The organism is Pacificibacter marinus (genome assembly GCF_900109555.1).
GTDB lineage: Bacteria > Pseudomonadota > Alphaproteobacteria > Rhodobacterales > Rhodobacteraceae > Celeribacter > Celeribacter marinus_C.
The window spans coordinates 65507-78519 of record NZ_FNZV01000017.1 but is presented as its reverse complement, the minus strand read 5'-3'; the positions used below and the strand labels follow the sequence as shown (position 1 = coordinate 78519).

11 protein-coding genes are annotated in these 13013 nt (G+C 52.2%); 9 read left to right on the top strand and 2 right to left on the bottom strand.

All coding sequences use genetic code 11. The features are described 5' to 3' along the window. Positions 1–599: 599 nt before the first annotated feature. The gene (locus tag BM025_RS17305) at positions 600–932 is read right to left on the bottom strand and encodes a HesB/IscA family protein (RefSeq protein WP_085847642.1); all 333 of its coding nucleotides are present in this window, start codon (positions 930–932) and stop codon (positions 600–602) included. Between the two features lie 125 nt (positions 933–1057). Between BM025_RS17305 and BM025_RS17300 the strand changes: the two genes are divergently transcribed. The 9 genes from BM025_RS17300 to BM025_RS17260 all read left to right on the top strand — a co-directional run bounded on the left by BM025_RS17300 (position 1058) and on the right by BM025_RS17260 (position 11835). Next, positions 1058–2233, top strand: coding sequence for a deoxyguanosinetriphosphate triphosphohydrolase (locus tag BM025_RS17300; protein ID WP_085847641.1), 1176 nt, complete (start codon positions 1058–1060; stop codon positions 2231–2233). Positions 2234–2277: 44 nt separating this feature from the next. Next, positions 2278–4224 carry a cation:proton antiporter gene (locus tag BM025_RS17295; RefSeq protein WP_085847640.1) on the top strand — a complete coding sequence of 649 codons (1947 nt, stop codon included), beginning with the start codon at positions 2278–2280 and terminating at the stop codon, positions 4222–4224. Between the two features lie 156 nt (positions 4225–4380). Further along, entirely contained in the window at positions 4381–6099 is a 1719-nt protein-coding gene (argS, locus tag BM025_RS17290; RefSeq protein WP_085847639.1) for an arginine--tRNA ligase, read from the top strand. Between the two features lie 114 nt (positions 6100–6213). After that, entirely contained in the window at positions 6214–7362 is a 1149-nt protein-coding gene (locus tag BM025_RS17285) for an SPOR domain-containing protein (protein ID WP_085847638.1), read from the top strand. 10 nt (positions 7363–7372) lie between these two features. Next, positions 7373–8350 carry a beta-N-acetylhexosaminidase gene (gene nagZ, locus BM025_RS17280; protein ID WP_085847637.1) on the top strand — a complete coding sequence of 326 codons (978 nt, stop codon included), beginning with the start codon at positions 7373–7375 and terminating at the stop codon, positions 8348–8350. Between the two features lie 38 nt (positions 8351–8388). After that, on the top strand, positions 8389–9186 hold the full coding sequence (locus tag BM025_RS17275; protein ID WP_085847636.1) for a segregation and condensation protein A: 798 nt from the start codon (positions 8389–8391) through the stop codon (positions 9184–9186). Positions 9187–9195: 9 nt separating this feature from the next. Then, positions 9196–9855, top strand: coding sequence for an SMC-Scp complex subunit ScpB (gene scpB, locus BM025_RS17270; RefSeq protein WP_085847635.1), 660 nt, complete (start codon positions 9196–9198; stop codon positions 9853–9855). A 132-nt stretch (positions 9856–9987) separates the two neighbouring features. Continuing rightward, a complete protein-coding gene (locus BM025_RS17265; protein ID WP_085847634.1) occupies positions 9988–10212 on the top strand; it encodes a hypothetical protein in 225 nt (74 codons plus the stop codon). Between the two features lie 186 nt (positions 10213–10398). After that, the gene (locus BM025_RS17260; protein ID WP_085847633.1) at positions 10399–11835 is read left to right on the top strand and encodes a GGDEF domain-containing protein; all 1437 of its coding nucleotides are present in this window, start codon (positions 10399–10401) and stop codon (positions 11833–11835) included. Positions 11836–11870: 35 nt separating this feature from the next. Here BM025_RS17260 and BM025_RS17255 read toward each other — a convergent pair whose 3' ends face one another. Beyond that, entirely contained in the window at positions 11871–12965 is a 1095-nt protein-coding gene (locus BM025_RS17255; RefSeq protein ID WP_085847632.1) for a 2'-deoxycytidine 5'-triphosphate deaminase, read from the bottom strand. Between the last annotated feature and the right edge of the window lie 48 nt (positions 12966–13013).

Here is a 13013-nt window from a genome sequence, read left to right as displayed (position 1 = left end):
ACACGTCAACGGTGCCGTCTGTTGTGGCGCGCACAAGGTCAAGTTCAACGAAAGATTTGAGGTTTTGTGGCTCACCAACAAAGATCGCGTCAGATGCGAAAGCGGCGGAACCTGCACCAACAAGAACGGCTGCGGCTACGAGAGTTTTTACTGAAGAATTAAACATGGTGTGTCCTTTCAAGACGAATTTGAATTTGTATGTGGCAGCGTATCCCGAGGGCTTCATTGCTGCCTTGCCATTTGAAATAGACTTGTTTGTGAGAATTGTAAGGCCTTGATTGATCACAAGAAACGGCGTGAAAATTGACTATTTCGTGAGTGTTTGAATGCACAGTATTGGTGCGTTTTGGCGCAGACGGAAATGCATTTGGGCAGAGATCTAATGTGATTTAGAGGATGGCCCTGTGCGCCGCTTTGCGCGCGCTGAATGGCTTTCGCAACGAATTGGCCTATAGGCATAGATGATTTGTGCGCAGGACTACACAGGGCTCTGTTTTAAGCTGTTTGAAAGTTTAGGGGTATGCGCATGCAAAAAGGGCCGCGTATGCGGCCCTGTCGTTGTGGTTAACCTGTCGGTCGATTTTAAAGATTGAAGTGTGTTACATCGAAAACGACGTGCCGCATCCACAAGATGACGTGGCATTTGGGTTTTCAATCACAAAACGTGCGCCGATCAGTTCCTCGGTGAAATCAATCACCGCGTTTTCCAAAAAGGGCAGGGACACAGGATCAATGACCACAATGGCCCCTTCGCTTTTGAGTATCACATCATCATCTGCGGGATCATCGAGCGTGATGTCATATTGAAACCCTGAACAGCCCCCACCATCCACCGCCACACGCAACGCTTTGGTGTCGCCAAGTTCTGCGTTGATTTCGGTCAGCCGTGCAAACGCGCGCGGGGTGACTTGGGGGGGCAATGTGAGTGTCATGGTTCGTACAATGCTCTCATAAGGGCGACTTTTTTGATGAAACCCATGATATCAGGGTCTAGGTGTTTGTCGCGGTGTTACTTTGTCAATATAAGGATGGCAACGATGCACGACAAGGACAGTTCATGCTCAAACCTTATGCAAGCCAACCTATGGAAACCCGTGGGCGGCTTTATACCGAGACGCTCTCTACTTTTCGCTCGCCTTTTCAGCGGGATCGAGACCGTATTATCCATTCCTCGGCTTTTCGTCGCCTGAAACATAAAACGCAAGTTTTTGTCGAACACGAGGGCGATTATTACCGCACCCGTCTGACCCATTCTATTGAGGTGGCGCAAGTGGCGCGCACGATTGCGGGTGCTTTGGGGCTCAATGAGGGTTTGGCCGAAGCCATCGCATTGGCGCATGATCTGGGGCATTCGCCCTTTGGTCACACGGGCGAAGACGCTTTGGTTGAGCTGATGGCGCCTTATGGCGGCTTTGATCACAACGCTCAGGCGCTGCGGATCGTGACCAAGCTTGAAAAACACTATGCAGATTTTGATGGGCTGAACCTGACGTGGGAAAGTTTAGAAGGCATTGCCAAACACAACGGACCTATTATTGGCCCTTATGCGGATCCTAAAAAACACCCAGCGGACGCGCCGCTGCCCTATGTCTTGCAAGAGGTGAACGATCAGTTCGATTTGGAACTGCACACCTTTGCCTCAGCCGAAGCCCAAGTTGCGGCCATTGCCGATGATGTGGCGTACAATCACCACGATCTGCACGATGGGCTGCGCGCAGGGCTGTTTACAGCTGATGATTTGATGGAGCTGCCTTTGACGGGCCCTGCCTATGAAGAGGTGGATCGGCTGTATCCTGATCTTGATCCAAACCGTCGTGATCACGAAGCCTTGCGGCGTATCTTTGGCTATATGGTCGAAGATGTCATTGCCATTGCCAACAATCGTTTGAGCAGCGCCATGCCGGAAACAGCCCAAGATATTCGCGATATGGACCGGACTATAATTCGCTTTTCCAAGCCGTTTTTTCAAAACCTGAAAGCGATAAAGCGGTTTTTGTTTAAACGCATGTACCGCGCCCCCTCTGTGGTGATTGAACGCAAGCGTGTCACAGGCATGGTCAATGCGTTGTTCCCGCTGTTCATGCAGCAACCAGAGCTGTTGCCAAAAGAATGGCGACAAGAGATTGACCTTGCGCAATCTGATACAGATTTGGCGCGTATTGTGCTGGATTATGTGGCAGGCATGACAGATCGCTTTGCCATTCAAGAATATGAACGCCTGTTTAATAAGTAAGCCTGAGGTACGCCTCAGCCCACCATCGTTTGGAGAGACGCCTTATGGCAAGTGAAGTAATTGCCGGTATGAGCACAGTCGAAGCTTTTGCCTTGGTCGGCGCGCTTGGCGTGGGATCGCAATGGTTGGCATGGCGGCTGAAATTGCCCGCTATCGTGATGATGCTTGCCGCAGGGTTGCTGGTCGGCCCCATTGGCGGTGTGTTTGATCCAAACCGCGATATTGGTCCTATTTTACAGCCCCTTATATCACTCGCCGTGGCAGTGATTTTATTCGAAGGTGGGCTGACGCTTGATCTGCACAAACTTGGTGATGCGCGCCAAGGCGTCAAACGGTTGGTTTGCATTGGCGCGCCTTTGGGCTGGGCTTTGTCCACCGCTGCGCTGTATTACGGGGCTGGTCTTGGCTGGGAAGCCTCAGCCGTGTTTGGTGGCATTATGGTGGTCACAGGGCCTACTGTAATCGCACCGCTTTTGCGCCAAGCCAAACTCGATAAACGTCCCGCGAACCTGTTGCAATGGGAAGCCATTGTGAACGATCCAATCGGTGCATTGGCCGCTGTTTTGGCGTTTGAATTTGTACTGGTCTCACGCGAAGCAGAAAGCCTGAATGCGGCCCTTGGTCAATTGATTATAGGCTTTGTTGTCGCTCTGGCTGTTGGGTTGATCGCGGGCCTTGGTATTGCGCGGGTATTCCGGCGTGGGCAAGTGCCTGAATATATGAAAGTGCCTGTGCTGTTTGCCACGCTTTTGGTCTGTTTTGCCGTGCCCGATATGATGTTGCATGAAAGCGGGCTTTTGGCCGTGACTGTCATGGGGCTTGTCATCGCCAACGCCGATCTGCCGTCTTTTGTGGAACTGCGCCGCTTCAAAGAACACGCGACGATCCTTTTGGTTTCTGGCGTGTTCATTTTGCTGGCCGCCTCGCTTGATTTTGCCTCGCTTGGTAAGCTGACGTGGCGCGCTGCATTGTTTGTTGGCTTGATCATTTTAGTCGCGCGACCTTTGACGGTTTTAATTTCACTTATTGGTACAAAACTGCCGCGTAACGAACGGATTTTAATTGCTTTTACCGGACCTCGTGGTGTGGTTTTGGTGGCTGTTGCTGGTCTGTTTGGGGAACGTCTGGCTGCCGCTGGGGTAGAAGATGGTGCCATCATCGGCCCGCTCGCCTTTGTTTTAGTGGTGGTCACTGTGGTGCTGCACGGGTTCACTTTGGCGCCTTTCGCGCGTTTTTTGAAACTGGCTGCCACAGGCACGCCAGGAGTTATGTTTATTGGCGGATCGCGGTTTTCCACCGCTTTGGCAGCTGCGTTGCAAAAAGAAAAAGTGCCTGTGATCGTCGCCGACACAAACCATGCGCGCTTGGTCCGCCCGCGTGCGCATTCCGTGCCTATTTTTTATGGCGATGTCTTGTCTGAGGCGGCGGAACATTCTGTTGAAGTTTTGTCGTATCAAACCTTTATCACCACCAGCGAAAACGATGCCTATAACACGTTGGTTTCAACCGACTTGGGGGCCGAATTCGGTCGTGAACAAACGTGGCAAATTGCGCGTGTCAAAGGCCAAAAATCGCGTCATGCGCTGCCAACCCAACTTGGCGGACGGCCTTTTGGCGGCGGATATACGTTTCGCGAACTAGAAGATAAAATGACCCAAGATTGGAAGATCCGTGTCACGCGATTGACCGAAGAGTTCACCTTTGAGACGTGGAAAACCCGACATCCCAATGCAATTTTGCTAGGGCGTTTGACCGAAGACGGCACCTTTAAACGGCTTTTGCCCGAAGATGCCGAGCATCTGTTTCCAAAGCGCACACTGGCAAAAATCGACGACTTGCCAGAAGAAATGCGCGAGACTGCGCGCCTTGACCTAAAACGGCGCTTTAGCGAGGCCAAACAGGCCGCTGCCTTTGGGCGTTTGTCAGGGCGGGTGCGCTTGGTCAGTCTTGCGCCACCAGAGCCTGCGTCATCAGGTACCGACGCGGCCTAGGGGCGCTCTTGCAATCTTAAACGGCTTCATGGCCACCATTTTAACGGTTTGGCAGTGTGTTTTGCACTGTTGCACCGTGTCTGGTGGCCTATGGCCCGTTGACCTGAGCGCTCGGAATGATAAACCCAAGCCAACTCACCAAAAGAGACACATACAATGAACCTTTTCGCCGATATCCGTAGCCTCGTAATTACCAGCCTTGACGCAATGGTTGCTGAGGGCGCTTTGCCCGAAGGCTTGTCCTTTGCCAATGTCGCGGTTGAGCCCCCGCGTGATGCGCTGCACGGCGATATGGCGACGAATGCGGCAATGGTTTTGGCCAAACCTGCAAAATCAAATCCAAGGGCGATTGCACAGGCTTTGGCTGATAAACTCGCGGCAGATCCATGGATTGACAGCGTCGATGTGGCGGGTCCCGGTTTTATCAACCTGCGTTTGAATGCAAGTGTTTGGACCGGTCTTGTTGAGACAATTTTGGACCAAGATACCTTTGGACAGTCCACTTTAGGCGCGGGCAAAAAGGTCAATGTTGAATATGTGTCTGCCAACCCAACAGGGCCAATGCACGTGGGGCACACCCGTGGCGCTGTGTTTGGCGATGCTCTGGCCAGCTTGCTTGATTATGCGGGCTATGACGTGACGCGTGAATACTACATTAACGATGGTGGCGGGCAGGTGGATACGCTCGCGCGCTCTGTGTTTGAACGCTACCGCGAGGCCAACGGCCTGAGCCCCGAGATTGCAGAGGGGCTATACCCCGGCGATTATTTGGTGCCCGTTGGTGAAGCGCTGAAAGAAAAATACGGCGACAGTTTGATCGGCAAACCTGAATCTGAATGGTTGGCAGATTTCCGTGTGTTTTCAACCGATGCGATGATGGACATGATCCGTGACGATCTGAAAATGCTTGGCGTTGAAATGGATAATTTCTTTTCCGAAAAGGCTTTGTATGACACAGGCCTCATCGAGAGTGCCATTGCCGAATTGAAAGACAAAGGTCTAATCTATCGTGGCACGCTTGAGCCACCAAAAGGCCAGATGCCAGAGGATTGGGAGCCCCGCGAACAAACGCTGTTTAAATCCACCGAGCACGGCGATGACGTGGATCGTGCTATTCAAAAATCCGATGGCGCGTGGACTTATTTTGCCCCTGATATCGCCTATCACTACGACAAAGTGCAGCGCGGCTTTGACGAGATCATCGATATCTTTGGCGCCGATCACGGAGGCTATGTTAAACGGATGAAAGCGGCGGTGTCTGCCTTGTCCGATGGCAAAGTGGCCTGCGATATCAAGCTTGTGCAGCTTGTGAAGCTGTTCAAAGACGGTAAAGAGTTCAAAATGTCCAAACGGGCAGGGACATTCGTAACCTTGCGTGATGTGGTGGAACAAGTGGGCGCGGATGTGACCCGTTTTGTGATGCTCACCCGTAAAAATGATGCCTCGTTGGATTTCGATTTCGACAAGGTGTTGGAACAATCCAAAGACAACCCTGTGTTTTACGTGCAATACGCACATGCGCGGGTGCAATCGGTCCTGCGCAAAGCTGCGGATGCGGGTGTTGATTTGACAAACACACCGAAATTCGATGATCCGGCGGAAATCACGCTGGCCCGCAAGTTGGCCGATTGGCCGCGTCAGGTGGAAATTGCGGCCAAATCGCATGAGCCACATCGCATCGCATTTTACCTCTATGAACTGGCGTCTGATTTCCACGCTTTGTGGAACAAGGGCAATGACAAGCCTGAGTTGCGGTTCTTGCAAGATGATTTGGCTGCATCATCGGCTAAAATTGCCCTGCCACGTGCCGTTGCCGTTGTTATTTCGGCAGGATTGGGTATTCTGGGCGTAACTCCGGCGCAAGAGATGCGTTAAAAACAAGCACCTGTGCCGGAAGTGGGGATTTTCTTAGGGCTGATAAGGCTCTAAATAATCCCAAGAGCAGACGATAACCCGTTGATTTAAAACGGGAAGCGGTAGAGGCAAAACATGGCGCAGAATTTTTCTGAGCGCACGCAGCAGGGCTATGCCCCGCACGCGGATGCGTATTCACAGGCTCCGAATTCGGACCAAAATTTCCAGTTTAGGCAGCCAAATGTGGCCCAACCTCAGCTGAGAGCCTTTCCCCAGCACAGCCAAGATTATGGCCATGATGCGGCTCAAATGGCACAGTCCAATGAAGACGCGCCTGCTTATATGTATGACGCATCGGGCCAAGGTTATTTGGACGATGGAACAGCCATGCGCCCTAAACTTGGCGCTGCGCAATGGGGCGGGGCGATCGTATCTTTGGCCTTGATCGTTGGGCTAGGCGTTTGGGGATATAACTTGATGGTGCGCGATGTGTCTGGCGTGCCTGTCATTCGTGACATGTCTGCCAATGCGCGTCTGGTGCCCGAAGATCCGGGTGGACAGTTGGCAATGCACCAAGGTCTTGCGGTGAATTCTGTCACGGCGGATGGTTCCGCCAGTGCTCCGGCGGATCGTTTGACGCTTGCGCCGCGCCCCATGGCGTTGACGGATGAAGACCGTCCGATGGGCGACGCGGTGACCATTGTCTCGTCGTATCAACCCAACAATGCCTATACGCAACCCGCAGAACCACAGCCTGTCGCGATTGAGGCTGTTGAGGTTGAGACCCCAAAACCGCTTGAGTTGACGGATGTTGAATCTGTGGCTGCCGATGCATCTGTTTTGGTTATCGATGCGTTGGACGATGACCTATCAAACAGCTCGCCCGTGCCACGTGCGCGTCCTGTGAGATTGGCGTCTTTGGCGGTCAATGTAGAAAATTCGATCACGAATGATGCCAGCCTTGATGGTGTGGCGGGGGATATCCTTGCAGCTTTGGGTTCTGAGGGCGAAATGCCTGCGTCTGAAGTGCCTGTTGGGGCGCGTTTGGTGCAATTTGGCGCGTTTCAAAACGAAGATATTGCCCGCGCCGAATGGGACCGCTTGGCATCAAAGTTTGATGCCTTGATGGCTGGCAAAACACGTGTGATTGAAACTGCGGAATCTGGTGGAAAAACATTTTACCGCTTGCGCGCGCTTGGCTTTGCAGATGCTGCCGACAGCAATCGGTTTTGTGCCGCTTTGACTGCCCGCAACGCGGCTTGCGTGCCTGCACGTCAACGCTAATGTCTCGGATATGAACCACGGTGCATATATTTTGGGGTGCGCAGGGCTAAGTCTGAGCGCGCAGGAAAAGGCATTCTTTCGCGATGCAAACCCTTGGGGCTTTATCCTGTTCGCACGAAATGTGGACACGCCTGACCAGCTTTCGCGGTTGACGCAAGAGTTGCGCGACAGTGTCGGCTGGCGGGCTCCGATTTTGATTGATCAAGAAGGCGGACGGGTGCAGCGTTTGCGCGCGCCGGCATGGCGTGAATTTTTACCGCCGCTGGATGATATTGCCAGATGCGACGATCCTGCGCGCTCCATGTGGCTGCGGGGGCGGTTGATCGCAGATGATCTGACCGGCGTTGGAATAGACGTGAATTGCGCCCCGACGCTGGATATCGCTGGCGCGTTGACCCACCCCTTTTTACGCAATCGTTGCTATGGCTCTGACGCGAAAACAGTGGCAGCTATGGGGCGTGCGATGGTTGACGGCATGGCCGCAGGTGGTGTGGCCAGCGTGATGAAACATATGCCCGGACATGGGCGCGGCACCGCAGACAGTCATAAAAACTTGCCACGTGTGACCGTCTCGCGCGCTGAATTGGCCAATGATTTCGCACCCTTTCAGGCGCTGAATGACCTACCTATGGCCATGTCGGCGCATATTGTAATGGAAGCGATTGATCCCGATCTGCCCGCCACACAAAGCCCGGCCTGTATCAAAGTGATCCGCGAAGACATCGGTTTCGACGGGCTGTTGATGACAGATGATGTTTCCATGCAAGCGCTTAGCGGAACTGTGCAGACGCGGGGTGCCTTGGCGCTTGCGGCGGGCTGTGATGTGGTCTTGCATTGCAATGGGGATCTGGCTGAAATGCAAAGCATCGCCGAGCTGGGGGTTATGTGTCACGCGGCACAAACCCGTGCCGATTTGGCGGCAGACAGCCGACCAAAGCCGCTCAGCATTGACATTGCAGCCTTAGAGGCTGAGTTTCAGTCTTTATAACACATGTCTATCCTATCACAGGAGTTGTGCGATCCATCATGACGCAAGATGACGAGCAATTTGAACTGACGGGCGTGATCAGCGTTGAGGAACGGCTTGCGGCCGAAGCCTTGATCGTTGATGTGGACGGGTTCGAGGGGCCGCTGGATTTGCTATTGACCTTGTCGCGCACTCAAAAGGTCGATTTGCGCACCATCTCTATTTTGCAACTCAGCTATCAATATTTGGCCTTTGTGGAAAAGGCCAAAGAGTTGCGTATTGAATTGGCCGCTGATTATTTGGTGATGGCCGCTTGGTTGGCGTTTTTGAAATCGCGTTTGCTGTTGCCACCTGATCCCACTGACGAAGGTCCCTCTGGAGCGGACCTTGCTGCACATTTGGCGTTTCAATTGGAACGCTTGGCCGCGATGCGCGATGCTGCCGCCCAATTGATGGGACGCGATCAAAAAGGGCGTAATTTCTTTGTGCGCGGCGTGCCTGAAACGATGGAGCGGGTGCGCAATGTTACCTATACGGCGTCGCTTTTGGATTTGATGCAAGGCTATGCGCGCATTCGGACCAAAGATGAATTTCGCCCTTTTGTCTTGGATCGCAAATCTATTTTGTCGATGGAACAAGCACTTGAACGTATGCGGGGGCTGATTACCTTTGCGGGGGATTGGACCGACTTGTCGTCCTATCTACCCGAAGGCTGGGAACTTGATCCCAAAAAACGTCGCTCTGCCACGGCTGCCACATTTGCTGCATCGTTGGAATTGGCCAAAGCGGGTAAGATTGAGTTGAGACAGGGGGGCACTTTCGCGCCCATCCAAATTCGAAGCGTGAACAACAGATGAGCCAATAGAATGAGTGACTTAGACACTTCTGTCGATGAAATCCAACCCCGCGAAAGTCTGTTTGAAGCGCCACCTTTGGCCGAACAAGAACGCATGGTTGAAGCCGTACTTTTTGGATCTGCAGACCCTGTCAGTATTGCAGATTTGACTGCGCGCATGCCTCATGGTTGCGATCCTAAGGCAGCCGTTGAACAGCTTCAGCGGCGCTATGAAGGACGCGGAGTGCGCGTGACCCGTGTGGGTGACGCTTGGGCCATTCGTACTGCGCCAGATCTAGGTTTTTTGATGCAAAAGGAAACCGTCGAGACGCGAAAACTGTCGCGCGCTGCGGTGGAAACTTTGGCCATTATCGCGTATCATCAGCCCTGCACACGCGCTGAAATCGAAGAAATTCGCGGTGTGTCTGTGTCGCGTGGTACCATTGATCAGCTGATCGAAATGGAATGGATCAGGTTCGGGCGTAGACGTATGACGCCCGGGCGACCTGTGACGTATATTGTGACCCCTAATTTTCTTGACCACTTCGGTTTGGAAAGTGCGCGCGATTTGCCGGGGCTTAAAGAACTGCGTGCTGCGGGACTTTTGGAAAGTCGGCCTATGCCCGAAATAGGTGGGTTGACTGAGGAAGAGACTGACGAACAGGATGATTTGTTCGAAGATGAAAGTTAACGCTTTGGCATAGAACGGTTCAAGATCGCCCTATGTTGGCCGTAGAGGCGATGCACGATGAGTGAAAGCGACCTTTTCAAGATGCACTTGTGTGTAACATGAGTGATGACATGGGCTGGGAACGGAATTGATATGAATATTGAACGTATGTTGAACATGGTGATCCGAATGGTTATGCGCCGTCTTTTGAACAAAGGGATCGGGGCAGGGATCAATGCCATGTCAAAAAATAAAGGTAATTCAAACTCTTATGACCAAAAGGCTGGTGGTGCGTCCGTTGATCCTCAGTCTGCGGCCGCAGCCAAAGATGTTGCCAAACGTGCCAGACAAGCTGCGCGTTTGGGACGACGTTTGTAAGTGAATTTTGGTTATCTCAGTGCGTGATGACGGCGCTTTCACGCGCGTTCTGTCTAAAAGATATCGACTGAAGTGATGGTGTTTACTTTTTGTTAACGTTTAGACGCCATTCCTCGTCTTATTAACCTATAAATTTAGTGTGACTTTGGGTGGGTGTGGTATGCTGTTTTTGCTAAGTGGCAAAGGATGAGTGGTAAACTGAAGCGCTATTGTGCTCCAGATCATGCAGGCACAGTGGGATTTGGTCCTGCTCTTGCAGCACTTCAGTGTCAAAAAATGCTAACATACATTGGTATTACAAGTGCCATTTCTGTTGTTATCTCAATTCTTTTTGCTCAAAATTTTCTGCCCACAAGCACCGTTGTGTTGTTTCCACATGGGCTGACTTTAACCTGTTTGCTGCTGTTGGCCTGCACAGCCTTTGCCAAACCTAAACTATTACGCCTGTCGATCTTTGGCCTGTGTATCTTGCTTGCGGGTTTGCGGTGGATCGAAATATTAGCATGGCCAGACATCCCATTTTCGCTTTTTCTGGAACAAAAGATGAAGGCTGTGATGCCGTCTGAGACCGCTATGGGGGCCAACACCGCTATGAGTGTGGTGTTTATAAGTATTGGTGCCGTCTTGCGCCATCGCAGTCCAACGTTTGCATTCGTGCTGTTATTAGCTGGTTTGGCTTTTCCTAGTATTTCAGCAATCGGATATACATACGGCCATCACGGGCTATACGGCGTTATGTCGCCCGCTACGACAATCGTTTTGATCGCTTTGGGAGGAGCAGAAGTTCTCAATTTCGTGCGCTCGCCGTTGCTTTTACCCCTTTTGACCACGTCATCTTGGGCGCGTATGGCGCGGCTTCAGTTGGTCTGCGTGGTGATTGGCGCTTGGGTGATCGGTGTTTTCCTAAACCACTCTGGCTCAGGAGCGACATCAGAGGCTGTCGTGGGTTGGGTTATCTGGTTGTTCTTAGGAACAATGCTGGTGGCTGGCGCACGATTTGAACGCATCGACCGTGAACGTCGCGCATTTGAACGCGAACTTGAACGCCGTGCCAATTTTGACCCTTTGACCGGCCTTTGGAACCGACGTGCCGTGCGTGATTTGCCGTGGTTCAATGCCGTAAAACGAGCCGACCAACGTGTGGAAAAGGATGATCATGTTGGCGTCATTTTGGCCGATGTTGATATGTTCAAACGTATCAATGACATCAGCGGGCATGAGCAAGGTGATAGGGTGCTGCGCGATATTTCACGTGTTTTGCGTGAGCGAGTGCGCGGTGTGGATGTCGTGGCCCGCTGGGGTGGTGAAGAATTTTTGGTTCTTTTACCGAATATTACAGTAGAAAAGACGATGGAAATGGCACAGATTTTGCGCGTCGCCGTCGCAACGTCGGTGTCGTGGTCCAATGCGGGCCAGAGCGAACCTGTCACTTTGTCGATGGGTGTCACAGTGACGAATGAGAATGCTGAAAAAACGTTGGAATCCGCCATTCAAAATGCGGATACCGCGCTTTATTCGGCCAAGTCGCAAGGCCGCAATCAGGTAATGCTTTTTGGCGACCAACCATCGCGCCCCAAAGAGGACTTGGTTGTAAAATTCGCGTCCAATCGCGCCATTCATTAAAGAATGGTAGGGATCATGGGCACTTTCAAAGTGCTTTACTGTTGGCTGTCAGATGCCGTAGGCGATTTAAAATGCTTTGACAGTTTAAGCCCTTGGCCTTGATAGTTTGACGCAAGATCGGCACCATACAGCCGTTGCGGGATTGTGTTCATCCGTTCATAAACCAATCGGCCCACGATTTGACCGTGTTCCAGCACAAATGGCGCTTCGTGGCAGCGCACTTCTAGAACGCCACGTGACCCTGCGCCACCTGCATTGGCATGACCAAAACCGGGGTCAAAAAAGCCCGCATAATGCACACGAAACTCGCCAACCATCGCCAAATAAGGAGCCATTTCGGCGGCCATTTCTGGTGGAATATGCACGGCTTCGCGGCTGACCAAAATGTAGAATGCTCCGGGGTCCAAAATGATCCGGCCATCTTTGGTGTGGATCGGTTCCCAGTAGTCGGCAGGGTCGTAAAACCCAATGTTATCAAGGTCAATCACACCTGTGTGTGGTTTGGCGCGATACCCGACCAAATCGCCCGTCGTGGGACGTAGATCGACAGAAAATCCAAGGCCTTGATCAATCACAGCCTCGCCGTCCACAAGTGGGCTGCGCATGTGTAAATCGTGAAGTTCCGGATCAGTGAGAACCGCTTGTCCTTCACGGAACCGAATTTGATTCAACCGCATTCCAGGGCGTACCAAAACAGAAAACGACCGAGGGCAAATTTCGGCAAAAAGCGGACCAGTGTAGCCGGGGGCGATGCGATCAAATTCAACACCTTCATCGGTGATCAATCGTGTCAGCAAATCAAGACGACCCGTGGAACTTTTAGCGTTTGCAACGGCTTGCACGCCATCGGGCAAATCAAGGCTTTCCATCAGCGGCACCACATAGACGCAGCCTTTTTCCAACACGGCCCCATCAGTCAAATCGATTTGATGCATTTCAAATTCGGACAAACGATCAGCCATACGGTTGCCCGCACCTGATAAAAATGATGCGCGAACCCGCCAAGCGCGATTGCCCAAACGCAAATCTAAAGACGCGGGTTGGATCTGTTCAGGAATGATCGCTGGCGTGGCTGAAATAGCCCCGTTTTCAATCATGTTTTGAATGGCTTGATCCGCTAAAACACCCATCGATTTTCCCCAGCCCTTGGCTTTAAAATTGTTTCGATGTCCATAACG

Excerpts from the sequence above, each read along its gene's own strand:
- BM025_RS17275 (WP_085847636.1), top strand. The coding sequence starts at position 8,389 with ATGACGCAAGATGACGAGCAATTTGAACTGACGGGCGTGATCAGCGTT.
- BM025_RS17305 (WP_085847642.1), bottom strand. The coding sequence starts at position 932 with ATGACACTCACATTGCCCCCCCAAGTCACCCCGCGCGCGTTTGCACGG.
- BM025_RS17255 (WP_085847632.1), bottom strand. The coding sequence starts at position 12,965 with ATGGGTGTTTTAGCGGATCAAGCCATTCAAAACATGATTGAAAACGGG.
- BM025_RS17300 (WP_085847641.1), top strand. The coding sequence starts at position 1,058 with ATGCTCAAACCTTATGCAAGCCAACCTATGGAAACCCGTGGGCGGCTT.
- argS (WP_085847639.1), top strand. The coding sequence starts at position 4,381 with ATGAACCTTTTCGCCGATATCCGTAGCCTCGTAATTACCAGCCTTGAC.
- BM025_RS17260 (WP_085847633.1), top strand. The coding sequence starts at position 10,399 with ATGAGTGGTAAACTGAAGCGCTATTGTGCTCCAGATCATGCAGGCACA.
- nagZ (WP_085847637.1), top strand. The coding sequence starts at position 7,373 with ATGAACCACGGTGCATATATTTTGGGGTGCGCAGGGCTAAGTCTGAGC.
- BM025_RS17265 (WP_085847634.1), top strand. The coding sequence starts at position 9,988 with ATGAATATTGAACGTATGTTGAACATGGTGATCCGAATGGTTATGCGC.
- BM025_RS17295 (WP_085847640.1), top strand. The coding sequence starts at position 2,278 with ATGGCAAGTGAAGTAATTGCCGGTATGAGCACAGTCGAAGCTTTTGCC.
- scpB (WP_085847635.1), top strand. The coding sequence starts at position 9,196 with ATGAGTGACTTAGACACTTCTGTCGATGAAATCCAACCCCGCGAAAGT.
- BM025_RS17285 (WP_085847638.1), top strand. The coding sequence starts at position 6,214 with ATGGCGCAGAATTTTTCTGAGCGCACGCAGCAGGGCTATGCCCCGCAC.